Below are 22,521 nucleotides of genomic sequence, written 5' to 3'. Positions count from 1 at the left end.
GGGGGCCCCCCCCCCCCGCGGGCCCCCGCCCCCCCCCCCGGCCGGGCGGGCCCCCCCCCCCGGGGGCCCGGGCCGTCCGCCGTTCGGCGAGTGCACCGCGCGCGTGCACCGCGCGCGTGCGCAGCGCGCAATGGGTGCGAGTCCGCAGGACCCCGGACCCGGAGCGCGGCAACCCACGGCAATTTCCAGGGCGCGCCGGCCTCCATCCTCCAACGTGACAGAGACCCCTCCTCTCGACACGAAGCAAAAGTGCTGGCAGCAGCCCCGTTACCAAGTAGTACAAGATTCGACCTCCCGGCAACCACACTGCAACCTCTGGCAACAATGGCCAATCGTTCAGCGCTCTGGCAAGACTCGGGCCATAGCCGACACCGCTTCTCGCGGCACCCTCGGCACACCGGAGCCACCAGCGACACACCGCGCCTGGTCGCTCCAGCTACTCAAGGATGAGCCAGAAGGAGCACAACGATGAGCACCACCAGCGCACACCCGGGGCAGGGCCGCATGGCCCCGTCCAGTTCGCCGAGCTCGACGGCCAAGCGCCCGTTCAGCTTCCGAGACAAGATCGGCTACATGTTCGGCGACTTCGGGAACGACTTCACGTTCCTCCTGCAGTCCGCGTTCTTCATGATCTTCTACACCAACGTCATGGGCATCAACGCCGCCCACGTCGGCACCCTGCTGTTCGCCGCGCGCATCCTGGACGCCTTCACCGACGTCGGTGCAGGACGCCTGATCGACACCCTGAAGCCCGGCAGGTCCGGCCGGTTCAAGCCCTGGCTGCTGCGCATCATGATCCCCGTCGCCACCGCGTCGTTCCTCATGTTCTCTCCCTTCCTGCAGGACGGCAGCTACGGCGCCCGTCTCGGCTGGATGATCGCCACCTACGTCCTGTGGGGCTCGGTCTTCTACACCCTGATCAACATCCCCTACGGCTCCATGGCCTCGGTCATCTCCAACCAGCCCGGTGAGCGCGCCTCGCTGTCGGTGTTCCGCTCCCTCGGTGCCACCCTCGCGAACCTCGCCATCTCCGTGGTCCTGCCGCTCGTCGTCTTCGTCCAGATCAACGGCCAGTCCGAGCTCTCCGGAACCAACATGATGTGGGCCGCACTCGGCTGCGGCATCCTCGCAGTGGTCTGCTACCTGCTGTGCTTCATCAACGTCGAGGAGCGCATCGCGACACCTGCGAAGGCCAAGGAGCAGCGCGCGAGCCTCGGGCAGACCCTCGGCGCCATGGCGAAGAACCGGGGACTGACCGGACTGATCGCCACCTCGCTGTTCATGCTCATCGCCTTCATGCTGCTCGGCGGCATGATGCCCTACATGCTCAACGAGTACTTCAACAACGGCCAGCTGCTGAGCCTCGTGAACTTCGTGGGCCTCGCCCCGACCCTGCTGCTGGTCCCCTTCGCCTCGAAGCTCGCCAAGACCTTCGGCAAGAAGGAGGTCGGCGTGGTCGGCATGTCGCTGGCCGTCATCGCCGCACTGATCCTGTTCGTCCTCCGCACCGACAGCCCCTACGTGTTCATGGTCGGCTACGCCGTGCTCATGCTCGGCGTCTCCTGCCTGAACATCCTGATCTGGGCATTCATCACCGATGCGATCGACCTCCAGGAGATCCAGTCCGGTGAGCGCAACGATGCCACCGTCTACGGCATGTACTCCTGGGCCCGCAAGCTGGGCCAGGCCATCGCAGGTGGCCTGACCGGCTGGGCCCTGGGATGGATCGGATACGAGTCCGGGACCGGCGGGACCGTCGTGCAGACCCAGGAAGTGCTGGATGGCATCTACAACCTGTCCACCCTCGTGCCGGCCCTGCTGCTGGGCGTCTCGCTCCTCGCCCTGATCTTCTGGTACCCGCTGTCCAAGAAGCGCGTCGACGCGAACGTCGCCCTCCTCGAGCAGCGCCACGCCGAGGCCGCCGCGGCTGCTGCCGAGAGCTGATCCACGCTGGTCGACGGTCCCTCCCGAGGGTCCGTCGACCGCAGTAGGGTCGGTGGGGAGAGAGCTTTCCCCACCGGCCCTTCCCCCACCTCGTCTCACCTCACCCCACGTCAGACTTACTTTTCACCGCGCGACCGCTTCACGGAGCGCAGGGATCCACCACAGAAACGGAGACACCATGTCGGAGAAGAACGTCCGCCTCGGAATCATCGGCCTCGGAGCTCAGGGCGGCATGTACGCCGGCGTGATCGCCGACGGCAAGGTCGCGGGCATGACTCTCGGCGCCATCGCGGACAACGATCCCGCCAAGAAAGAGGTCGCCGCCGAGAAGCACCCGGACGTCCCCTTCTACGACGACTACCTCGCGATGCTGGACTCCGGTGACATCGACGCGGTGGTCACCACCGTGCCCCACTTCGACCACGCGGAGATGACCATCACCGCTCTCGGCAAGGGCATCCACACCCTCACCGAGAAGCCGGCCGGCATCTACACCAAGCAGGTCGAGGAGATGAACGCCTTCGCGGCGGAGCACCCCGAGACCACCTTCGCGATCATGTTCAACCAGCGCACCAACCCCGTCTACACGGACCTCAAGGAGCTCATCGCCTCCGGTGAGCTCGGCAAGCTGCGCCACACCTCGTGGATCATCACCACCTGGTGGCGCCCGCAGGCGTACTACGACCAGTCGGCATGGCGCGCGACCTGGGGCGGCGAGGGCGGCGGCGTGCTGGTCAACCAGGCACCCCACCAGCTGGACCTCTGGCAGTGGCTGTGCGGCACCCCGAAGAAGGTCTTCGCGAAGCTCTCCTTCGGCTTCCAGCGCGACATCGCCACCGAGGACGAGGTCAACGCGGTCGTCGACTTCGGCGACGGCGCGACCGGCAGCTTCATCACCTCCACGAACGACATCGTCGGCACCGACCGCCTGGAGATGCTGTTCGACAAGGGAAAGGTCGTCGTGGACGGCTCCAAGAAGGTCACCATCACCCGCCTCAAGCAGGACGAGCGCAGCCTCAGCGACGGCATGTCGGCGGAGGACGTCGGCCGCCTGTTCAAGGGCATGATCGACACCTCCGAGCTGTACGAGACCGAGGTCAAGGAGTACGAGTCGGTCTGGGGCCAGCAGCACATCGACGTCCTGACCAACTTCGCGGCGAACGTCAACGACGGCACCCCGCTGATCGCGGACGGCGCCGAGGGCATCAACGGCGTGCGCCTGGCCTCCGGCATGCAGCTGTCGGCCTGGACCGGTCGCGAGATCGATCTGGTGGACTACCCGGCCGAGGAGTACCTCGCCGAGCTCAACAAGCGCATCGAGGATGAGGGCAAGTTCCCCGCCCGCGCCTGAGCCGCTGAGCGGTCGGGCCGGTGCCTCCAGGCACCGACCCGGCCGCTTCCGTCATCTCGCATCACGCACCACGCACCACGCACCACGCACCATCACGTTCCTCCGGTGCCGCGCGGCGCCGCCCTCACGACTCGAAGGAGACTCACCATGCCCGTCCTCGGACTCCAGCTCATGATGCTCAAGGACCAGATCAACGAGAAGGGGATGTACGAGGTGCTGCGCCAGGTGCGCGAGCTCGACATCGACGCCGTCGAGGTCTCCCAGGTGGAGATGACCGACGAGCTGATCGACGATCTCGTGCGCGGCAAGGCGGACTTCAACGTCGAGACCGCCGCGATGAGCGCCTCGATCGAGCCCGGCGGCAACGGCTTCGCCCTCTCGACCGAGTTCGACCGCGCCGTTGAGGCCTGCGAGAAGACCGGCTCCCGCTTCCTGCGCATCGGCATGATGCCCTTCTCGGCGATGACCTCGAAGACCGCCACCGAGGAGTGGGCCGCCTCCGTCGAGCCCTACGCCGCCCGCCTCGCCGAGCAGGGCATCACGCTTTGCTACCACAACCACCACGTCGACCTCATCAAGTTCGACGGCGAGCGGATCTTCGACATCGTGCGCCGCGTGGCGCCGTCGCTCCTGTTCGAGGTGGACCTCCACTGGGTCCAGCGCGGCGGCATGGCACCCCTGGAGATGCTCGAGGCCTACAGCGGCGCCTGCAAGCTGATCCACGTCAAGGACTTCCGGGTCGCTCCCCTGCCCCAGGAGATCGTCGACAAGTTCGAGGCGAAGGAGATCGACATGAAGGAGTTCTACGGAGCCTTCCTGTCGCTCGGCCAGTTCGCCGAGGTGGGCCAGGGCAACATGAACTGGCCCGCGCTGCTCCCCGCCGCAGAGAAGGCCGGCGCCGAGTACTTCCTCATCGAGCAGGACGACACCTTCGGCCGCGACCCGATCGACTGCATCCGCGAGTCCCGCGAGTATCTGAAGTCCATCGGCTACTGACCCGATCCCGCCGCTCGGCGGGACTCCTCTCAGCGCAGATCGGGCGTGCAGCGCAGATCGGGCGATTCTGAGCCGATCCTGACCGGATCCTGGCTCGGAACCGCCCGATCTGCCGTTCCTGCGGTTCCCGGCGGTGCCTCAGCGCTGCAGGTAGGTGCGGATCTCCCGAATCTGCGCCGTCTTCGTGGCTCCGGCGAAGCGGATCATGTGGCAGAAGTCGACCCGCTCGTCGCCGCGCACCAGGTAGCCCTCGCAGGCGGCGAGGCGGCCATGGTTCAGCACCATGAGGATCTCCCCTCGCTCTGCGGCGAAGGGCGGCCCTGCGAAGCCGCCGGGCACAGGACTGTCCTCACCGACGAGGAACCAGGTGGCGTCCTCGCGCAGCCATGCGCGTACCGTCGCCTCCTCCCCCGCCGCCCAGGCCGAAGCGATCTCCGCGACGATCGTCATGCGCGGGGAGTTGCCACAGTCTGCGGGAATCGTCATCTCCATGGCTGACACCCTAGAGGTGCTCGGCGCCGCACGCCACGCCCTCAGACCATCGGCCATTGCACCGGCGACGCCGCTGGCCCGGCGAGGCCGCTCCGTCTCCGGAGCGCAGCTCGGGCGGGCTCCGGAGAGGTCAGGGTCGATGGGCGCCGCCGGTGTGAGTCAGGCCTCCGCACAGCATCGCCGTTTCCAGACCCATCTCAGGCAGAGAATTCGATGTCCTGACCGCCACCTGGGCGAACCTGCAACGCGGTTCCAGGGTTCAGGGCGTAACGTCGCCCGCTCCCCCACCTCAGGAGGCACAGTGAAGGTTCCCAGCCAGCGGGCACTCCGGCGCACTCTCGCCGCACTCACACTCACCGCAGCGGTCGCACTGACCGGCTGCAGCGGCGACCAGGCTGCACCTTCGGGCGGCAGCGATCAGGGCGGGCAGGCGCCTGCGGCCAGCGACGGCGGCGGCTCGCCCCTCGCCGGCGGCCAGGGCGGCGAGCAGCCGCAGATGCCGGAAGCCGATGTCTCCGACGTCCCGGATGTCGTCGCCACCGTCAACGGTGAGGACATCACCAAGGACGAGTTCACCGCCATCTACGAGGGCCAGTTCCAGCAGGCGGCGATGCAGCAGCAGCAGAGCGCCGGTGGAGAGGTCGACCAGGCGGCGCTGAAGACCCAGGTCGCGAATCAGCTGGTCGACAATCGGCTGCTGCTGCAGGGCGCGTCCGAGGCCGGTATCGAGCCGACAGATGCGGATATCGACGCGACCCTCGAGGAGATCGCCCAGCAGAACGGACTCGGTTCAGCGGACGAGGTCGTAGCCGCGCTCGAGCAGCAGGGCATGAGCAAGGAGGATGTGCGCAAGGACGCCTCGTCGCAGTTCATGCTCACCACCTACATCGAGCAGGAGGCGGGCATCGAAGAGCCCACCGACGAGGAGCTGAAGACGCAGTACGACCAGCTCGTCGAGCAGCAGGAGCAGGCCGGTGGCGACACCGCACAGGTGCCGCCCTTCGAGGAGGCCAAGGAGCAGCTCGCCCAGCAGGCGATCGCCCAACAGCGGAACGAGGCGGCCACCACCATCGCCGCCGAGCTGCGCGAGGCCGGAGACGTGACGGTGAACGTCTGAGCGCCCTCACCACGTTGACGGCCGGGCCGCTCCTGTGAGCTGACCCGGCCGCTTCTCGTGCACTGCGGGACGGCTCAGACCTCCCCCTTCTTGAGCGCGTCGGCGATGTGCTCGGCCTGCCGGATCGCCAGCGCCACGATCGTCAGGGTGGGGTTCGCGGCGGCGCCGGTGGTGAACTGCGAGCCGTCGGAGATGAACAGGTTCGGCACATCGTGCGCCCGGCCCCATCTGTCGACCACGCCGTCCTCGGGCCGTTCGCTCATGCGGCAGGTGCCGAGGTTGTGCGTGGAGGGGTAGGGGGTGGTGCGGTGGGTGCTGACCGCGCCCACGGCGGTATAGAGCTTCTGCGCCTGGGTGTAGGCGTGCTCCCGCATCGCCAGGTCGTTGGCGTGGTCGTCGAAGCGGACATGGGCGACAGGCAGTCCGTGCTGGTCGGTGACCGTGGAGTCGAGCGTCACCGCATTGGATTCCTGCGGCATGTCCTCTCCCACCAGCCAGCAGCCGGCGGTGTTCTCGTAGGCATCCAGCAGCCGGGTGAAGTCCGGCCCCCAGGCACCGGGCTCGACGAAGCTGGCCATGAACGCGGGCCCCAGCGAGATGGTCTGGATGTAGTAGCCGCCGGCGAAGCCACGAGTGGGATCATGCACGGATTCGTCGGAGATGTTCCCGGCCATCGTCTCGCCGCGATACATCCGCACCGGCTTGTCGAACTGGGCGTACACGCTGCCGGTCATGTGGCGCATGTAGTTGCGGCCCACCTGTCCGGAGGAGTTCGCGAGCCCGTCGGGGAACAGCGAGGACGAGCTGAGGTGCAGCAGGCGCGGGGTCTCGATCGAGTTCCCCGCCACGCACACCACCTTCGCGGCCTGGCGATGCAGGGTCCCGTCCTGGTCCAGATACAGCACGGCGTCCACGCGACCCGCGCGGTCGTGCAGGATCTGGGCGACATGGCTGTTCGGTCGCAGATCCAGCTTGCCGGTCTCGAGCGCACGGGGGATCTCCCGCACCATCGTCCACCACTTCGAGCCGTTCTTGTCGCCCTGGAAGTTGAAGCCGTCCTGGACGGAGGCCGGGCGACCGTCGTAGGGCTCGGCATTGGTGCCATAGGGACCGGTCGCATAGTGGTGGTAGCCGAGCTTCTCCGCGCCCGCGGCCAGAACCTTGTAGTTGTTGTTCGCGGGCAGCGGCGGGCGGCCGCCGCGATGGGTGGAGCCGATCGCGTCCTCGGCCCGGGTGTAGTACGGCTCGAGCTCGTCGTAGGTGAGCGGCCAGTCCAGCAGGTGCGCCCCGTCGATCCGACCGTAGGTGGAGCGAGCCTTGAACTCGTGCGCTTTGAAGCGCGGGGTCGCCCCGGACCAGTGGGTGGTGGTGCCGCCGACGGCCTTCACGATCCAGGCGGGGAGGTTGGGGAAGTCCTTCGCCACTCGCCAGCTGCCGGAGGTGGTGCGGGCGTCGGTCCAGGCCATCTGGTTGAAGGCCTCCCATTCGAGGTTCATGTAGTCCTCGCCCCGCAGGTAGGGGCCCGCTTCGAGGAGCACGCACTCGATGCCCTGCTTGGTGAGCTCGTAGGCGAGGGTGCCGCCGCCGGCCCCGGAGCCGATGATGACGACGGCCTCGGTGGAATGGTCGATGGTGCTCATGCTGACGCTCCCTTGCTCCCGTTGCTCCTGTGTCCGCTCTTGCTGCCCGTCCTGCTGCCGGTGCGGCCGGCCCGCGCCTTGCTCTGGCCGGCCGGGACAGCGGCGCCTCGGACGCTGGCGGTGCTCGCCGCACTGGGCAGGTCGGAGACGACGTCCACGAGCGGCTCCCCGTCGTACTCCTCGATCCGTGGATCGGGCAGCCAGTCCAGATCGTTGAAGCCGCGGTCGATGTAGCCGCCCTTGTGGAAGGAGGGCCCCTCATAGCCGAGCGCCTCCCACACCTCCTCGTCCTCGTAGAGGCTCACCACGACCGTCTGCCGTACGAAGCCGAAGAACGTGGTGTGCTGGACACGCAGCAGCAGCGGCAGCGCCTCCTGGGCGGTGAGCTCGGTGAAGCGGCCATCTGCCAGGGCCTGCAGGGAGTCGAGTCCCTGGGCGAGCTTGACCCGCATCCAGGTGGTCTCCTCGGCGGCCACCTGCACGGTGGCCGCGGCCCGCTCGTACGCGGTTCCTGGCACACCCTCGTGCGGGAATGCGGCCCGGATGAGCGCGAGCAGCGTCCGGGCAGCGTCCTCGCTCCCCTCGATGTCGTTGACGGTGTCCCCCGTCTGCGGAGCACTCATGGCATCTCCTTCCACTGCGTCGTTGTCAGTGATCTGGAGCACACCCTAGGGAGCGTGCGGGGCGGCGGCAATCGGCGTTATCGCCGGGCGAGAAGCGGCCGACGGAATCACCGGACGTGAAGCGGCCGACGGATCCGGCTCAGGAGTGGTCCGCGCCCAGGCGGTAGGCGCGGCCCGCCCGGGAGGCGCAGGCCCGCAGCCGGTCCTCGATGTGGCGCACCCGGCCTGCATAGGCGGCCACCGGTGCGGACAGTGCGACGGTGCCGATGAGCATGCCGTCGTCGGCCTTGATGGTCGCGGCCAGGCAGTCGGTGCCGGGCACGAACTCCTGGTGCTCCCAGGCGATGCCGCGGGCCGCGATCTCCGCGAGCTGCTCGCGCAGCTGAGCAGGGTCGGTGACGGTGCGGTCGGTGTGGGCGCGCAACGGGGTGCCCGCGAGGTAGGCCTCCTGCTCCTCGGGCGGCAGCGAGGCGAGCCCCACCTTCCCGAAGGCGGTGGCGTGCGGGCTCTCGTGGAACCCGAAGCTCAGCGGGGACAGGCGCGGCGCCTGGGGTGAGTCGGAGACGTGCACGACCACGAAGTCGGCACCGCGATGGATCGCGAGGTAGGCAGCCATCCCCAGGTCGCGGTGCATGGCATGGACCTCCTCGCGCACTGCACGCGGGACTCCGAGGTGCTCGTGGAGGCCGACGGCCAGGCGGTGCAGCTTGTACCCCAGGGCGTAGCGCTTCTCGTCTCGCAGATGCACCAAGTAGTCGGCGCGGAGAAGCTCCTGGGCGATGCGGTAGACGGTGGGCAGTGGGATTCCGGTGACCTCGGCGATGCCGCGGGCGGTGCTGCTGCCGTGCTCGGCAACGGCCTCGAGCACGGCGAGCGCACGGGCGATCTGCCCGACCGGGGCGTCCTCGCCCCGCTCCTGCACGATGCTCATTTCGCCCCTTTCAGCCGTTGCGCTCATTGTGCCGCAGACACCCTGAGGAGGGAGGGCTTCTTGCCTTGCGAGAATGGGGCTACCGCAGCGGCCGGCCAGCAGGCAGGCTGGTCGCGCACCCCTCTCTGAAAGGACCCCTCGATGATCCTGATCAACGTGAAGTTCCCGGTGAAGCCCGAGTTCGCCGACCAGTGGCCCGAGCTCGCGAACGAGTTCACCGAGACCACCCTGGCCGAGCCGGGCAACCTGTGGTTCGAATGGTCGCGCAGCGTGAAGGAGCCGAACACCTACGTGCTCATCGAAGCATTCACCGATGAGGGCGCCGGCCCGCACGTGAACTCCCCGCACTTCAAGAAGATGCAGGAGGAGTTTCCGCAGTACCTCGAGGCGACGCCGCAGATCGTCTCCCACCAGATCGACAGCGACGGCTGGGGCCCGATGGGTGAGATCACCGTCGAGTGATCGCGGTGACGTCGCCCGCGCGCCCTGGTGCGTGCGGGCGGCGTCACCCCCTCTCCCGTCCCGCATCCCGCATCCCGCATCCCGCATCCCGCATCCCGCACACGATGGGGTGGGATCTACCGGGCGGTGACCTCGAGGATCCCGTGGGCGCCGCGCTCGGCGTCGCGCATCACATGGTTCACGAAGGGATAGCGCCCGGGTTCGGGCGGGGTGAGCTCCACGAAACCGCCCTGCGCCGGCAGCAGGCCGAGAGCCTGCGAGCCGTCCCCGGAGCCCGTCTCCACAAGGTAGCTCCCCTCGCTCCACACGGTGTCGAACTGGGTGCCGATCACGTGGAAGCTCAGTGCCCGCTCGGGCCCTGCGTCGAGCACCCAGAGCCGCACCCGCTCCCCCGCCTGGGCTTGCAGCGGCGCATGGTCGTACTGGGCGGCGTAGCCGTTGAAGGCGACCAGGTCCGGTTCCCCGGCGGCGAGGGCGTCGCCGTCCAGCTCCTCCTTCTGCGCACCGAGGTAGTACTCGCCCTGGACGAGCACATAGCTGTGATCGACCGCGGGCAGATCCTCCGGCTCGATGACCACCGCTCCATACATCCCCGAGGCGATGTGCGCGGAGACCGGGGCGGTCCCGCAGTGGTACATCCAGATCCCAGCCCGCTCCGCAGTGAAGGTGTACGTCAGCGACTCCCCCGGCGCGATCGTGCGCATGGGGCCGTCGGGCGCGAGCTCCCCGGCGTGGAAGTCGATCGAATGGCCGATCGTCCCGTCGTTGACCAGAGTCACCTCGAAGATGTCGCCGACCCGGCCGTGCAGCACCGGTCCGGGGGCGCTGCCGCCGAAGGTCCACAGGCGCTGGGTGATTCCGGGCGCGACCTCCATGACCTGCTCCGTGACCTCGAGCGTGACCTTTCGAGTGACGGGGCCGTCACTCGGCGGCAGCAGCGGGAGCTCTGCGTCATTGGGCATGAAGTCGGGGCCGGGATCGGCGGCGAGATCGATGATCGGCTTCTGCACCGCTTCCTCCCCCGACGTGCCGTATCCATGCCCTGAGGGCCCGGTGCCGGCGCGGGTGGGGTGATCGTCAGGTGCAGCGCCGGCGGCGACGATGCTCAGCACCATCCCCTGCTGGCGGTGCCCGGCCACGCCGCACCACGCCTCGAGGTCGCCGGTGACCACGCCCACGTCGAGGAGCTCGCTCTGCCCGGGTGCGAGGCGCTCGGTCCGGGTGCCGCTGTCCACGACGAGATCGTGGGTCATCGCTGCATCCACGTTCGTCAGCTCGATGAGCAGGTGGGTGCCGGCCGGCACCTCGATCCGATCCGGGGTGAAACGCAGCCCCTCCGCAGTGACCGCGACGTTCTGCACCGGTGCCTGCCCGCTCGCGGCAGGAACTCCGGCCCCCTCGTTCTTGCCGCCTCCCGGCGTGAGCGGGTGGAGAGCGCCGACGGCCAGGAGCGTGAGCGTCGCCAGCAGCAGGCCGCCGACGGCGAGTCCGGCGCGGCGGCCCCCGAAGCGGGCGCTGCCTACCGCAGCCGGTGCCGAGGCTCGCGAGAGGGTCGCAGCTGACACGGCACCGCTCGGCGGGGTCGTGGCTGAGACGCTCGGCGGGGTCGTGGCTGAAACGCTCGGCGGGGTCGTGGCTGACGCGGAGTTCGTCGCCACCGTCGGGGCGGATCTCGATCGCTCGGGGCGGGGCGAAGGGAGGCTCCGGGCGTGCGGCGGGCCGAGGACCGCGCTGGTCAGCGCCGTGGCGACGAAGACCAGCAGAGCGAGCACACCGAGCACGCCGCCGAGCTGCCAGGCGGGCCCCCAGCCGAGCGCGTCACCCAGTCCGAGGCGCACCACGAGGCTCAGCTGCAGCAGCCCCAGCGGCACCCAGAACGCACTGCGATAGGGCAGGTCGATCCGCAGCACGGCCGGCAGGATCGTGGTCGCGTGCGCCATGATCATCGAGATCGTGTAGCCGAGGAACACGGCATGGGCGACGGCGTCGTACGCGGCACCCTGCGGAGTGCCGCCCAGCAGCAGCACCACCGCGGCGATCATGAGCCATCCATAGCCGCACAGGATGGCCGCGGCCATGAAGCGGGTCGCCCCGCGGGTGCGGATGGTGTGCCGGGCGACGTCATGCTGGATAAGCCAGAGCGTCAGGGCGAGCAGTCCGGCGCCCAGCAGGACCGCTCCGGCCACCGGCCACGCCACCCCGATCAGCAGCGCCGCCACCAGGCTCGCCGCGTGCACGAGCACTCGGGATCCTGCGCGGGCGCCGAGCGTGATCCTTGCCAGCTCCACCCTCTCAGCGGCGATGGTGAGCACCACGAAACCGATCAGCCAGGGCAGCACCTCGTCGAAGTCCGCGCCTCCGGCCCAGCGGATCGCGCCCCCGCAGGCAAGGCCCGCAGCGAGCAGCTCGGTGAGGACGGCCTCATCATGCTGGCGCCGCCACAGCGGCACGTACACCAGGGTGAATGCGGCGGTGCCGAGGACCAGCAGCACCTTGCCCACCATCAGGGGAACGGGGTCCGCGACCAGGGCGATGGCTCCGAGCCCCAGCAGTGCGGGGGCGAGGAAGCCGTACCAGCGAGCGAGGGCGGTCGCGCGCTCGAGCGCGATGAGCGTGCCCACGAATCCGAGCACCAGCAGCATCCCGTGCACCACCGGCAGCCGGTCGGTGGTGATCGGCGCGGGCAGGCCGAGCAGCAGCAGCGCGGCGTCGAGGCCCGCCATCAGGGCGAGCCCGGCGGGGAGCATCCAGCCCAGTCGCCAGGACGGTCCCCGGCGTCGACGCCGAAGGGCGGGGCTGCTCATCCCGCGTCCCGCAGGTGGAGCAGGCAGCGTCCGGGGGCGGCGAAGGGGATCAGCTCGGCCACGGTCCGGGAACCCTCCGTGCCGGCGACACCTTCGAGGAGTCCGTCGATCATGCCGCGATGCACGGAGCAGACCACTTCGGTGTGGCGGTCTGCGGCCTCGAGCAGCGGGCAGCGGTGCAGCACGATCTGCTCGCCGTCCTCCTGAGGGGCGAAGCCCTGCGCGGCCATGGCGTGCATGACGAGGGCGCGGGCGGGAGCGGGTCGTGCGGGTTCTGGGAGGTCCTCCGCCAGCTCGGCGCCCCAGCCGCGGCCCGCCTCGTGGGCGGTGGCGGCGGGGTCGGCGCTGGTGCGGGCGATGGTTCCGGCGAGCACGCCGGCGAGCGCGGCGTAGGGCGAGGCGGGACCGTGCTGGGTGGGGCGCCAGAGCCAGGCGGGGCGGCCGCGCCCGTCGGCCGCCTCCCGGGAGCGGGTGACGTGGCCGTCGGCCAGCAGCTGATCGAGGTGGCCACGCACGGTGTTCTCGTGCAGGCCCGTGGAGCGGCTGAGAGCGGTGACCGAGACCGGGGAGCGCTGCGCCTCCACCGCACGCAGCACCTGCTCGCGCGCGGTCGAGTGGCGGCGGCCCGCGGCGTTTCGGCGGGGCTGAGCGGCGCCGGATGCCGCGGGACCTGAGACCATATTTTCCACGGGATCAAATGTAATATATCGAGTGGACCAGATTCGCCACGATCGTCCCGAACGGACGACAGACAGGAGCCGACATGGCAGACATCCAGATCCAGAGCTCGCGCGAGGACGCCGTCTACCAGAAGCCGTCCCAGCAGGGATGCGCCTGCGGGGAGCACGACGAGTCGCTTCCTGAGCTCGATGTGCAGACGATCCCCCACGCGATCCGCCACGCCTCGATCTTCGGGGCGATCGAGTCGCTGGTGCCGGGTGGGGGCATGGTCATCTCCGCCACCCATGACCCGGTCCCGCTGCTGATGCAGCTGCAGGCCAAGCACGGGGACGCCTACGCGACCGAATACCTCGACCGGGGTCCCGAGCGCTGGCGCATCCTGATCCGTCGCGCCGCCTGAGCACGCCGCACGCCGTCGCCCGTCGGACCGCCGGGCCAGCAAGCCGGCGGACCGACAGGGCAACGGGGCAACGGGGCAGTTCAGTGCTGCCGGGCGGCGCAGCCGCTCAGTGCTGGTCGCGTCGGCCCAGCGTCGTCACCGGTGCGGCGCCCGGTCGCGACCACTGGGGCAGAGGCCGGCTGGTCTCGCCCCAGGTGGGCTCGCCCTGGGCATCGGTGCGCCAGGACCAGCAGGCATGACGGCTCGCGGGCCAGCCGGCCGGGACGTCCTCCCAGTCCTCACCGCGACCGTAGGGCGTCATGTCCAGCAGGCCCATCGAGAAGTTCACCCGCTCGTTGCCCCGCCCGGTGGTGCGATAGGTGAGGTACACCCGGTCCCCGTCGCGCAGGAAGCTCGCGAGATGCCCCATGCCGCCACCGATCGGGGCGGGAACCTCTCGCACCGAGTACCAGGGCACGCGGCGATAGCCCATGAAGGCGATGAAGGGATGCACCTCCTCCCAGGCTCCGGTGGTGAGAATCGCGAGCGAGACGCCGTGGGCGTTGAGATAGGTCGCGTCATGGAGGTGCCATGCAGTAGTGGTGCAGCCCTCGCACTGCCCCTGGTGCGGGGCTCCGTCGTGCCACATGTGCTGGTAGACCACGAGCCGGTCGCGGCCTTCGAAGAGGGAGAGGAAGGGCACGGGGCCGACCGGGCCGGTCACCAGGGTGCTCCCGTCGACCTCCACCATCGGCAGCCGGCGCCTCGCCGCAGCGATCGCGTCCCCCTCGCGGGTGTGCGCCTTCTCCCGCACCAGCAGCTCGTCCCGGGTGGACTGCCAGGACGCCATGTCGACCACGGGCGGCAGGCCGGTGGGCTCCCTCGACGACGTACTCATCACTCGGCCTCCCCGGTGCGATCCCACGCCGTGCCGGGAGGCTCCGGCAGATAGGTCGGCACGTATTCGAGCAGCTGGAGGCCGCCGTCGAAGGTGCGGGCGGTGACGAGTTCGAGGGAGAAGTCCTCGAACTGCTCCCAGATCCGCTCGAGCCCGGTGCGCCCGGTGATCACCGGGAACAGGATGATGCGGAAACGGTCCATAAGCCCCGCCTTCAGCAGCGAGTGGCTGAGGCGGATACTGCCTGTCGTGGTCAGCGGTGAGGTCGCGGTGCGCTTGAGCTCCCTGACCGCTTCGACCGCATCGGTGCTGATCAAGGTGGTGTTCGGCCAGGCCAGAGGCTCCTCGAGGGTGGAGGAGAAGACGATCTTCGGCAGCTGCGCCATCTGGGCGAAGCTAGCTTTCTCCTCTTCGGAGACGTCGATCCGCTGCGCCTGCTCCGCCATCCTCGCCATCAATCGGTAGGTGGTGGCGCCCATCAGAGTCACCGAGTCCGGCTGCTCACCGAGCCAGGCGAGATACTCCGGGCTCTCGAGCCCCCACCAACCCGGCCAGCCCTCGCCGGCGGCGCAGCCGTCGAGGGAGAGAATGAAGTCCACCAGGAGCTCCCCAGCTCCCGCACCGGGCGCTGGCGCTCTGCTGGTCCCGCCGGTGCCGCCGGACCTGCTGTTCCTAGTGGTGCTGCTGGTGCTCGCATCGCTCATCGCGATCGCTCCTCGAAGAGTTCGGCCCCGGCGTCCACCGGGGCACGTCTTCCTCCACCCAAGCACTCGCGGCGGCTCCCGTCCATGGCCGGCAGGGGACGGACCTCGCGGCGACCGGTGGCAGGCTGGCGGCATGCGCACCGACAGCGGGCGCTCCGGCAGCAGGCACGCCTCCGGACCGCACCCCCGGGCGGACCCCTGAGGTATTCCCTGCCGTCTCCGCTCGGGGCTGCTTCAACCCCTCGCGCCTCGCAGGCCTCGCAGCAGCGTCATCATCAGCCCCGCCGCGACCGCGATCCACGCGAGCACCGCGAGCACCAGCCCCGCGATCCCCACCCCCTCGACCAGCGGCAGGTGCTCCACCCGGCCGAGCCGCAGCGAGGCGACGGCGAACATTCCCAGGGGGAACACGATCGACCACAGGGACGGGACGTAGCGCAGCGGCACCCGATGGATCGCATGGCGCCAGAAGCCGGCGCCGGCCAGCAGCGGGTACTGCCACAGGGCGAAGCACCAGAAGATCACGACGGTTCCACCGATCAGCCCGCGGGCGGCATCGACCATCGGCACAGGCTCCATGGCGTAGATCCCGGCCCCGGCGACCACAGAGATCGCGAGCGCGCCCATCGCCACCCAGTAGGTGGGCTCGAACTGTCGAGGGGTGATCCCGAAGTGCACGATCCGCAGGATCACCAGCACCGCGATCCCGACGTACAAGATCGTTCCCACCGACCAGGCCAGCACCGTGAGCAGGCCCAGCAGGTTCGCATAGGCAGGGGTCGCCGGCTCCAGCCCGGACAGGCCGACGGCGAGTGAATGCGAGGCGACCGACCAGATGAACCAGCTGCCGTTGGTGCGGGCGAGGATCGGCTCTCCGTCCCGGGCCATCAGCACCTGCCAGGGCAGCACGTACCCCAGCACGATCCATATCGCGGCGGCCACCCCGAGCAGCACTACGGAGGCCGTGCCGAACCCCACCTGCTGCAGCCCGACGGCCACGACGCAGGCCGCGGCGACGATGGTGAAGTAGCCGAAGGCGATCTCGGGGTTCTTCGCGTCCGCACGCATCCGTGCCCGGTGACGGGTCCAGCGCAGCACGTACAGCACCGCCAGCACGATGCCGGCCAGGGCGGCGAGGACCAGCAGCCCCAGTGCCGCTGCGTCCGCCCCCACCATCCGCAGGCCGATCGAGACGATCCCGGTGCCCATCACCAGCGCGAAATAGCCCGGAGCGAGCCCGGCGAGCGCCCGCTCGGCGCGCACTGGGAGGCTCGGGGACGTCGTGGCGGAAGTGGACACAAGACCATTGTGCGACGGGAACCGTGACCTCTGACAACAGAGACGCTCATCCCAGCCCAGAGACCTTGCACCCAGTGCAACTTCACCCCTAGTGTCGAGCGCGGCGACGAATGCCGCCCGACGAGCGGGAAAGCAGCCCGATGGGGACCACGACAGGAGACGTTCCGAGCATGGGGCAGCACAACGAGGGGACCGACGGCGAAAAGGGCTCCGCACCGGCGGTGAACCCGAACCTCGTGATGGCGGTCCTGCTCGCGGGAGCCTTCGTCATCATCCTCAATCAGACCCTCCTGAACACGGCCCTGCCGGCGTTCATGGTCGACTTCGGCATCACCGCGAACACCGCTCAATGGGTCACCACGCTGTTCATGCTGGTCAACGGGATCATGATCCCGGCAACGGCGTTCCTGATCCAGAAGTTCACCACTCGCACGATGTTCTTCGCCGCGATGGTCATCTTCACCCTGGGGACGATCATCTGCGCCGCCGCCCCGGAATACCCGGTGCTGCTGCTGGGCCGGATCGTCCAAGCGGCCAGCGGCGGGATGATCATGCCGCTGATGCAGACGATCCTGTTCGCGATCTTCCCGATCCACAAGCGCGGCACCGCCATGGGCACCTTCGGACTGGTGATCTCCTTCGCCCCCGCGATCGGCCCCACCCTCTCCGGCTTCATCGTGGACCACTGGTCCTGGCGGTGGCTGTTCGTGATGATGCTGCCGATCGCGCTCGGAACCCTCCTCTTCGCGCGCTTCACCCTGAAGAACGTCACCGAGCAGACGAATCCACGCCTGGACGTGCTCTCGCTGATCCTGTCCTCCTTCGCCTTCGGCGGACTGCTGTTCGGCTTCAGCAATGCGGGCAACGTCGGCTGGCTGAGCCTGCAGGTGCTCATCCCCCTGATCGTCGGCGCCCTGACCCTGGTGTGGTTCGTGCACCGTCAGCTGCGGCTGACGGAGCCCCTGCTCGACCTGCGGGTGCTGAGCAACCGCATGTTCACGCTCGGCACCGTGCTGGGGATGCTGGTATTCATGGCGATGATCGGCGGGATGCTGATGATCCCGCTGTACATGCAGAACATGAGTGACTTCACCGCGATGGAATCCGGGATGGTGCTGCTGCCCGGAGCGGTGATCATGGGCATCATGTCGCCGGTGACCGGGCGGTTCTTCGACCGCTTCGGTGCCTCCGCGCTCGCGATCACCGGCTTCGCGGTGCTGACGGTGACCAGCTTCCTGCTGGCCCGGCTGACCGTGGACACGACCTTCACCTACATCGCGATCGTCAATGCCGTGCGGATGTTCGGCACCGCGATGGTGATCATGCCGGTGACCACCGCCGCGCTGAACCAGCTCCCGCAGCGGCTGATCCCCCACGGGGCCGCCGTGAACAACACCATGCGACAGGTCGCGGCTTCCATCGGCACCGGGGTGCTGGTGACGGTGATGACGGCCACCGCACGGGACCCGGAGGAGTACGGTGTGGCCGGTGCCATCCACGGGGTGAACGTGGCGTTCATCGTGGCCGGCGGGATCGCCGCAGTGGGCCTGATCAGTTCGTGCTTCCTGCGCGGCTCCCGGCCGACCCACGAGGTCACGGACGAGCACTGAGCTGCGCAGAGTCTGCCGAGGACGCCGCCACCCACGGCCCTGTGCCCCGCGAGACCCTTCTGGAACGTCCGGCCAGGACCGTACACTCTGAACTGTGACCACGCTCACGCCCGCTGTCGCGGAGGACAGGTTCGCCTCCGTGCTGCGCCTCGCGCACGAGAACGCCGCCACCCTGGACGTCGCCGACCTGGCGGCGTACGCCGGGTACAGCCGCTTCCATTTCTCTCGGATCTTCAGCGCCCGGGTGGGTATCGGTCCCGGCCAGTACCTCACGGCACTGCGGATCGATGCGGCGAAGCGAATGCTGCTGACCGGGAACGATGCGGTGATCGACGTGGCCGGTGCCGTCGGCTTCGACTCGCTCTCGAGCTTCAGCCGTCGCTTCCGCAGCACCGTCGGGGTCGCGCCGGGGCAGCTGCGCCGACTCGCCGACCGGATCAGCGACCGGCCGCCGCGCCCCTTCGCGCTGCTGCGCCCGCATCCTCAGGCGGTCCGCGTGCACCTGTCGCTGCCCGTGACGGCGCAGACGCGCGGCGACGCGTCGGTGTGGGTGGGCTGGTACCCGCAGCCAGCGCCGATCGGGCTGCCCCTCTCGGGTGCCCTCGTCTCCGGAGTCCCTCACGTGGATCTGCCGCTGTGCGAGGGGGCCCCGTTCCTCCTCGGATTCCTGGTGCCCGCACACGCCGACCCGCTGGACATGCTGGTGCCCGAGCAGCCAGTGGTGGCGGTGCACCCTGCACCGCTCATGGCGCCGGGCGAGGTGACGCTCGAGTTCGCCGCGGGAGGGTCAGCGTTGCGGCCGCCTCTGCTCTCGGCCCTGCCGAGCCTCTGCCGTCGCTGAGACCCGGGTGGCGCGGGGCCGCCCTCGCCCTCGAGCATCCCGGCACGAGCCGCACACACCTGGCCGCACACGCCAGGTCACCGTCCAGGTGCGCAGGATCGGACAAACCTGCGCGACCCGCCCCCTCTAGGTTGGGGGCACCAGGGCCCACGGGTCCACCGCACCCCAGGAGGAATGATGACTCGCAGCACCGGCACCAGCACCTGGCTCGATCTCAGCATCACCGACACCGACGCGGCGAAGGCCTTCTACGGAGGCCTGTTCGGCTGGGAGTTCGAGGACCTCGGCGAGAGCTTCAACCACTACCACCTGATCCGCAACGGCGGCGCCCTGGTGGGCGGGCTGATGAACGTCTCGGGCATGACCTGCCCGGCCGGTGATCCGCTGCCGCCAGAATGGGGCGTCTACCTCGCCGTCGACGACGCCGATGCCCGCACCGCGAAGGCGACGGCGGCCGGCGGCACGGTCATGGTCCCGCCCGATGCGATCAGCGACTCGGGGCGGATGTCGGTCGTCCTCGACGCCACCGGCGCGCCCATCGGCCTGTGGCAGGCCGGGAACCTCGAGGGCTACGAGTTCACGGGCACGCCCGGCTCACCGGTGTGGTTCGAGCTGATGACGCACAAGTACGACGAGGCCGCCGCGTTCTACACCGAGGTGTTCGACGCCCAGCTGGTGCCGATGGCGGAGGAGATGTCCGGGCCGGACTTCCGCTACGCCACCAACGGTCCCGGCGAGAGCGTGAGCTGGGGGCTGTGCGACGCGACCGGCATGATGCCCGAGGACGCCACCGGGTGGCGCGTCTACCTGGGCGTGGGCTCGAGCGATACCGCGATCGCCCGGGTGAAGGAGCTCGGCGGAACAGTGCTGGACGGACCGACGCCTTCCCCCTTCGGGACCATCGCCACGATCGCTGATCCCGAAGGCGCGACCTTCCAGATCAGCGCGATGGGCGAGGCCGAACCCGAGGGATGAGCCCCCACCGGCAGCACAGGTGGTCCCCGCCTGCTCGCTCCGGGGCCGGAGACGAGGACGGCGCTGCACCGCGCAGTGCAGGGCCGTCCTTCGCCTGCGAGACTCAGCGGGTCGCGTCGATGAGGAGCTTGCCGGATTCCGAACCCTCCATGCTCGCTTCGAAGGCCTTCCCCGCCTCGGCGAGCGGAAAGGTGCGGGCGATCTCGACGTGGAGCGCGCCGGCCGCGACCTTCTCGAGCAGGCTGCGCAGCCGTGCGCCGTCGGGCCGCACCCAGACCCAGCGCCCGCCGGCCTCCTCGACCGAGGGATCCGCGATCGAGACGTGCCGGCCGCCGTCGGCCAGGACCGCGAGGGTCTCCTCGCGCACCCCGCCCACGAAGTCCGCGACCGTGCTCACGCCGCCGGGAGCGATCTCGCGCACTCGCTCGACCAGGCCCTCCCCGTAGGTGACGGGCGTGACGCCGATGGCCTGCAGCTTCTCGTGGTTGCGCGCGGAGGCGGTGCCGATCACGGTTGCGCCGCGCTCACGGGCGAGCTGCGCGGCGAGATAGCCGACACCGCCGGAAGCGGCATGGATGAGCAGGGTGTCCTCCGCCGTCAGCTCCAGGGTGTCGAGGCTGCGCAGCGCCGTCAGCCCGGTCAGCGGCAGACCCGCGGCGGCCTCGAACTGCACGCCGTCCGGGATCGCGGCGACCGAGGTGGCCGGCAGCGCGACGTACTCCGCGAAGGTGCCGCCGTGGATGACGTCCTTGCGGCCGTAGGAGGCGACGCGGTCACCGGGCGTGAATTCGGGGGCGTCGGGGCCGACGGCCTCGACCACTCCGGCCACATCCCAGCCGGGGATCACGGGGAAGACCGCGTCGATCAGGGAGTCCAGGCCGCCGCTCATCACCTTCCAGTCGACCGGGTTGACGGAAGCGCGCTCCACCCGGATCAGCACGTTGCCCGGGCCGAGAGTGGGCAACGGGGCGTCGGTGAGCTCGAGAGTGGAGGGGTCGCCGTATTCGGAGTAGGTCATTGCACGCATGAGGGGGCAACGCGTCGCGGGGGCGGTGCATTCCCTGCGGGGTGTCAGGTACACGACGCATATGACGCTGCGTGACGCCGCACGTCCGAGATGAAACTCCTCCCCTGACTCGGAGGCGGTGGGAGGCCTACAGTGAAAGCCATGCTGTCCGACATCGCGCTCCGTGAGGCGTTCTCCCATTTCCCGCAGGGTCTGGTCCTGGTGGCCGCCGAGATCGGCGGAGTCCGACACGGGCTGATCGCCTCGACCTTCACCGTCGGCGTCTCCCTGGATCCGCCGCTGGTGTCCCTCGCAGTGCAGCACAGCTCGAAAACCTGGCCGGCCCTGCACGAACAGGGGCATCTCGGGGTCACGGTGCTGGGCCGTGCTCAGGCGCCGTTCGCGCGCCAGCTCTCGGCGACCGATCGGGGGCGCCGCTTCGACGGCATCGACGTGACGGTGGATCCCCACGGCGCACTCACCCTGCAGCACGCCCCCGCCTGGATGACCGTGCAGGTGCACGACCAGATGCGGGCCGGGGACCACGACCTGGTGCTGCTCGAGGTGCTCTCCATCGACAGCACCCCCGAAGCCGAGGCAGTGGTCTTCCATCGCAGCCGCTTCAAGGAGCTGGCGCACGAGGACCCTGCCGCCTGACACCCCTGGACGGTCAGCGGACAGGTTCGGGGTCTGACCCCGTGCCGCTCGGATCCTCAAGTGCGTCCGCCTGGTCAGCAGGATCCGCATCGTCGACGGAGACGACCTTGCTCTCCCCCGTCTCAGGGATCCAGCCGTCGGCCCATTCCCCGGTGTCGAAGTCGTAGCCGACAGGCTCGCCGTTCTCGTCAGTGCGCTGGTACCACTCGGTGAACTCCCCGTCGGTGGAGTCGACCACGGCGCCGGCGCCCTCACCCGGTTCGGTGCGGACCACCTGCAGGCTGAAGTCGTCGTCGAACTTGTCCACGCCGTCCACGACGGCGTTGTCGATCGCCGCCGCGGCGTACTGCTGGCGCAGGGTGAGGGGGTCGCTGCGCAGCTCCCGCAGCCAGGCCACGATGATCAGGAGCATCACCACGGCGAAGGGCACGGCGGTGATGATCACCAGCGACTGCAGCCCCTGCAGCGCGGTCTCACCGCCCAGCAGCAGCATCACCACCGCGATGCCGCCCATCACCACTCCCCAGAAGACCACGACCGGCTTCGGCGGGCTCTGGCTGCCCTTGGTGGTGAGGATGCCCATCACCACGGAGGCGGAGTCCGCTGCGGTGATGAAGAAGATCGCCAGGATGAACATGATCAGGATCGGCAGGAACTCCGCGAACGGCAGGTTCTCCACCATCGTGAACAGCACCTGGGCCGGGTTCACCGAGTCCATCTGGCCTAGCGAGCCGTCGCGGTACATCGAGATCGCGGTGCCGCCCATGATCCCGTAGGCCAGGAACAGCAAGGAGGAGGGGATGAGGATGACGCCGAGCACGAACTGGCGGATGGTGCGGCCGCGGGAGATGCGCGCGATGAAGACGCCCACGAAGGGCGACCACGAGATCCACCAGGCCCAGTAGTACACGGTCCAGGCGGACTGGAAGTCGAGGGTGTCCTGGCCCCATGAGGCCGAGCGCCCCATGAACTCGAGCAGCGAGCCGAGGTACTCCATCACGGCCGAGGGCAGCAGGTTCAGCAGGAACAGGGTCGGACCCAGGATGAACAGCGCTGCGGCGAAGCCGATCGTGAGCACGATGTTGGTGTTCGAGAGGTAGCGGATGCCGCG

21 protein-coding genes are annotated in these 22,521 nt (G+C 69.3%); 10 read left to right on the top strand and 11 right to left on the bottom strand.

Annotation, left to right across the window (positions count from 1 at the left end; all coding sequences use genetic code 11):
* Window positions 1-468: 468 nt before the first annotated feature.
* The 3 genes from ACTH43_RS16115 to ACTH43_RS16105 all read left to right on the top strand — a co-directional run bounded on the left by ACTH43_RS16115 (window position 469) and on the right by ACTH43_RS16105 (window position 4,291).
* On the top strand, window positions 469-1,944 hold the full coding sequence (locus tag ACTH43_RS16115) for an MFS transporter (protein ID WP_441445912.1): 1,476 nt from the start codon (window positions 469-471) through the stop codon (window positions 1,942-1,944).
* 178 nt (window positions 1,945-2,122) lie between these two features.
* Window positions 2,123-3,295, top strand: a complete 1,173-nt coding sequence (locus ACTH43_RS16110; protein ID WP_441445911.1) for a Gfo/Idh/MocA family protein — start codon at window positions 2,123-2,125, stop codon at window positions 3,293-3,295.
* Between the two features lie 147 nt (window positions 3,296-3,442).
* On the top strand, window positions 3,443-4,291 hold the full coding sequence (locus ACTH43_RS16105) for a sugar phosphate isomerase/epimerase family protein (protein ID WP_441445910.1): 849 nt from the start codon (window positions 3,443-3,445) through the stop codon (window positions 4,289-4,291).
* A 138-nt stretch (window positions 4,292-4,429) separates the two neighbouring features.
* On the opposite strand, the gene ACTH43_RS16100 is transcribed toward ACTH43_RS16105, so the two are convergent.
* Window positions 4,430-4,777 carry a hypothetical protein gene (locus ACTH43_RS16100; protein WP_441445909.1) on the bottom strand — a complete coding sequence of 116 codons (348 nt, stop codon included), beginning with the start codon at window positions 4,775-4,777 and terminating at the stop codon, window positions 4,430-4,432.
* A 307-nt stretch (window positions 4,778-5,084) separates the two neighbouring features.
* Between ACTH43_RS16100 and ACTH43_RS16095 the strand changes: the two genes are divergently transcribed.
* Window positions 5,085-5,900 carry a SurA N-terminal domain-containing protein gene (locus ACTH43_RS16095; RefSeq protein ID WP_441445908.1) on the top strand — a complete coding sequence of 272 codons (816 nt, stop codon included), beginning with the start codon at window positions 5,085-5,087 and terminating at the stop codon, window positions 5,898-5,900.
* Window positions 5,901-5,974: 74 nt separating this feature from the next.
* Here the strand turns inward: ACTH43_RS16095 and ACTH43_RS16090 are convergent, their stop codons facing one another.
* From ACTH43_RS16090 to ACTH43_RS16080, 3 genes are all read right to left on the bottom strand, one after another.
* On the bottom strand, window positions 5,975-7,540 hold the full coding sequence (locus ACTH43_RS16090; protein WP_441445907.1) for a GMC family oxidoreductase: 1,566 nt from the start codon (window positions 7,538-7,540) through the stop codon (window positions 5,975-5,977).
* Window positions 7,537-8,163: a hypothetical protein gene (locus ACTH43_RS16085; protein WP_441445906.1), complete on the bottom strand. Its 627-nt coding sequence runs from the start codon at window positions 8,161-8,163 to the stop codon at window positions 7,537-7,539. The genes ACTH43_RS16090 and ACTH43_RS16085 overlap by 4 nt, the downstream gene beginning before the upstream one ends.
* Before the next feature lie 139 nt (window positions 8,164-8,302).
* Window positions 8,303-9,094: an IclR family transcriptional regulator gene (locus tag ACTH43_RS16080; protein WP_441445905.1), complete on the bottom strand. Its 792-nt coding sequence runs from the start codon at window positions 9,092-9,094 to the stop codon at window positions 8,303-8,305.
* A 141-nt stretch (window positions 9,095-9,235) separates the two neighbouring features.
* On the opposite strand from ACTH43_RS16080, the gene ACTH43_RS16075 reads away from it, so the two are divergent.
* Entirely contained in the window at window positions 9,236-9,556 is a 321-nt protein-coding gene (locus tag ACTH43_RS16075; protein ID WP_441445904.1) for a putative quinol monooxygenase, read from the top strand.
* A 116-nt stretch (window positions 9,557-9,672) separates the two neighbouring features.
* On the opposite strand, the gene ACTH43_RS16070 is transcribed toward ACTH43_RS16075, so the two are convergent.
* Both ACTH43_RS16070 and ACTH43_RS16065 read right to left on the bottom strand, forming a co-directional pair.
* Complete coding sequence (locus ACTH43_RS16070) at window positions 9,673-12,360, bottom strand: multicopper oxidase domain-containing protein (RefSeq protein WP_441445903.1); 2,688 nt, start codon at window positions 12,358-12,360, stop codon at window positions 9,673-9,675.
* Window positions 12,357-13,040 (bottom strand): helix-turn-helix transcriptional regulator, encoded by a 684-nt coding sequence (locus ACTH43_RS16065; RefSeq protein WP_441445913.1) that lies wholly within the window; start codon window positions 13,038-13,040, stop codon window positions 12,357-12,359. The genes ACTH43_RS16070 and ACTH43_RS16065 overlap by 4 nt, the downstream gene beginning before the upstream one ends.
* A gap of 83 nt (window positions 13,041-13,123) precedes the next feature.
* Between ACTH43_RS16065 and ACTH43_RS16060 the strand changes: the two genes are divergently transcribed.
* Window positions 13,124-13,441, top strand: coding sequence for a DUF2249 domain-containing protein (locus ACTH43_RS16060; RefSeq protein WP_441445902.1), 318 nt, complete (start codon window positions 13,124-13,126; stop codon window positions 13,439-13,441).
* 106 nt (window positions 13,442-13,547) lie between these two features.
* Here ACTH43_RS16060 and ACTH43_RS16055 read toward each other — a convergent pair whose 3' ends face one another.
* From ACTH43_RS16055 to ACTH43_RS16045, 3 genes are all read right to left on the bottom strand, one after another.
* Complete coding sequence (locus tag ACTH43_RS16055) at window positions 13,548-14,318, bottom strand: DUF899 family protein (RefSeq protein ID WP_441445901.1); 771 nt, start codon at window positions 14,316-14,318, stop codon at window positions 13,548-13,550.
* Window positions 14,318-15,022 (bottom strand): dihydrofolate reductase family protein, encoded by a 705-nt coding sequence (locus tag ACTH43_RS16050; protein ID WP_441445900.1) that lies wholly within the window; start codon window positions 15,020-15,022, stop codon window positions 14,318-14,320. Before ACTH43_RS16050 ends, ACTH43_RS16055 begins: the two co-directional genes overlap by 1 nt.
* A 234-nt stretch (window positions 15,023-15,256) precedes the next feature.
* Window positions 15,257-16,321, bottom strand: coding sequence for a tellurite resistance/C4-dicarboxylate transporter family protein (locus ACTH43_RS16045; RefSeq protein ID WP_441445899.1), 1,065 nt, complete (start codon window positions 16,319-16,321; stop codon window positions 15,257-15,259).
* A 170-nt stretch (window positions 16,322-16,491) separates the two neighbouring features.
* Between ACTH43_RS16045 and ACTH43_RS16040 the strand changes: the two genes are divergently transcribed.
* The 3 genes from ACTH43_RS16040 to ACTH43_RS16030 all read left to right on the top strand — a co-directional run bounded on the left by ACTH43_RS16040 (window position 16,492) and on the right by ACTH43_RS16030 (window position 19,747).
* Entirely contained in the window at window positions 16,492-17,931 is a 1,440-nt protein-coding gene (locus ACTH43_RS16040) for an MDR family MFS transporter (protein ID WP_441445898.1), read from the top strand.
* A 94-nt stretch (window positions 17,932-18,025) separates the two neighbouring features.
* On the top strand, window positions 18,026-18,772 hold the full coding sequence (locus tag ACTH43_RS16035) for a helix-turn-helix transcriptional regulator (protein WP_441445897.1): 747 nt from the start codon (window positions 18,026-18,028) through the stop codon (window positions 18,770-18,772).
* Between the two features lie 177 nt (window positions 18,773-18,949).
* Window positions 18,950-19,747, top strand: a complete 798-nt coding sequence (locus ACTH43_RS16030) for a VOC family protein (RefSeq protein WP_441445896.1) — start codon at window positions 18,950-18,952, stop codon at window positions 19,745-19,747.
* A gap of 103 nt (window positions 19,748-19,850) precedes the next feature.
* On the opposite strand, the gene ACTH43_RS16025 is transcribed toward ACTH43_RS16030, so the two are convergent.
* On the bottom strand, window positions 19,851-20,765 hold the full coding sequence (locus ACTH43_RS16025; protein WP_441445895.1) for an NADP-dependent oxidoreductase: 915 nt from the start codon (window positions 20,763-20,765) through the stop codon (window positions 19,851-19,853).
* 150 nt (window positions 20,766-20,915) lie between these two features.
* On the opposite strand from ACTH43_RS16025, the gene ACTH43_RS16020 reads away from it, so the two are divergent.
* Window positions 20,916-21,410 carry a flavin reductase family protein gene (locus ACTH43_RS16020; protein ID WP_441445894.1) on the top strand — a complete coding sequence of 165 codons (495 nt, stop codon included), beginning with the start codon at window positions 20,916-20,918 and terminating at the stop codon, window positions 21,408-21,410.
* Window positions 21,411-21,423: 13 nt separating this feature from the next.
* Here the strand turns inward: ACTH43_RS16020 and ACTH43_RS16015 are convergent.
* On the bottom strand, window positions 21,424-22,521 hold a 1,098-nt coding region (locus ACTH43_RS16015), incomplete at its 5' end, for a BCCT family transporter (protein WP_441445893.1).

The organism is Brachybacterium sp. (assembly GCF_052095815.1).
In the GTDB taxonomy this organism is placed as follows: domain Bacteria; phylum Actinomycetota; class Actinomycetes; order Actinomycetales; family Dermabacteraceae; genus Brachybacterium.
This window is presented reverse-complemented; position numbering and strand designations above follow the sequence as displayed.

Excerpts from the sequence above, each read along its gene's own strand:
- ACTH43_RS16025 (WP_441445895.1), bottom strand. The coding sequence starts at position 20,765 with ATGACCTACTCCGAATACGGCGACCCCTCCACTCTCGAGCTCACCGAC.
- ACTH43_RS16040 (WP_441445898.1), top strand. The coding sequence starts at position 16,492 with ATGGGGCAGCACAACGAGGGGACCGACGGCGAAAAGGGCTCCGCACCG.
- ACTH43_RS16050 (WP_441445900.1), bottom strand. The coding sequence starts at position 15,022 with ATGAGCGATGCGAGCACCAGCAGCACCACTAGGAACAGCAGGTCCGGC.
- ACTH43_RS16030 (WP_441445896.1), top strand. The coding sequence starts at position 18,950 with ATGACTCGCAGCACCGGCACCAGCACCTGGCTCGATCTCAGCATCACC.
- ACTH43_RS16110 (WP_441445911.1), top strand. The coding sequence starts at position 2,123 with ATGTCGGAGAAGAACGTCCGCCTCGGAATCATCGGCCTCGGAGCTCAG.
- ACTH43_RS16060 (WP_441445902.1), top strand. The coding sequence starts at position 13,124 with ATGGCAGACATCCAGATCCAGAGCTCGCGCGAGGACGCCGTCTACCAG.
- ACTH43_RS16065 (WP_441445913.1), bottom strand. The coding sequence starts at position 13,040 with ATGGTCTCAGGTCCCGCGGCATCCGGCGCCGCTCAGCCCCGCCGAAAC.
- ACTH43_RS16115 (WP_441445912.1), top strand. The coding sequence starts at position 469 with ATGAGCACCACCAGCGCACACCCGGGGCAGGGCCGCATGGCCCCGTCC.
- ACTH43_RS16020 (WP_441445894.1), top strand. The coding sequence starts at position 20,916 with ATGCTGTCCGACATCGCGCTCCGTGAGGCGTTCTCCCATTTCCCGCAG.
- ACTH43_RS16055 (WP_441445901.1), bottom strand. The coding sequence starts at position 14,318 with ATGAGTACGTCGTCGAGGGAGCCCACCGGCCTGCCGCCCGTGGTCGAC.
- ACTH43_RS16090 (WP_441445907.1), bottom strand. The coding sequence starts at position 7,540 with ATGAGCACCATCGACCATTCCACCGAGGCCGTCGTCATCATCGGCTCC.
- ACTH43_RS16100 (WP_441445909.1), bottom strand. The coding sequence starts at position 4,777 with ATGACGATTCCCGCAGACTGTGGCAACTCCCCGCGCATGACGATCGTC.
- ACTH43_RS16070 (WP_441445903.1), bottom strand. The coding sequence starts at position 12,360 with ATGAGCAGCCCCGCCCTTCGGCGTCGACGCCGGGGACCGTCCTGGCGA.
- ACTH43_RS16105 (WP_441445910.1), top strand. The coding sequence starts at position 3,443 with ATGCCCGTCCTCGGACTCCAGCTCATGATGCTCAAGGACCAGATCAAC.
- ACTH43_RS16080 (WP_441445905.1), bottom strand. The coding sequence starts at position 9,094 with ATGAGCATCGTGCAGGAGCGGGGCGAGGACGCCCCGGTCGGGCAGATC.
- ACTH43_RS16075 (WP_441445904.1), top strand. The coding sequence starts at position 9,236 with ATGATCCTGATCAACGTGAAGTTCCCGGTGAAGCCCGAGTTCGCCGAC.
- ACTH43_RS16085 (WP_441445906.1), bottom strand. The coding sequence starts at position 8,163 with ATGAGTGCTCCGCAGACGGGGGACACCGTCAACGACATCGAGGGGAGC.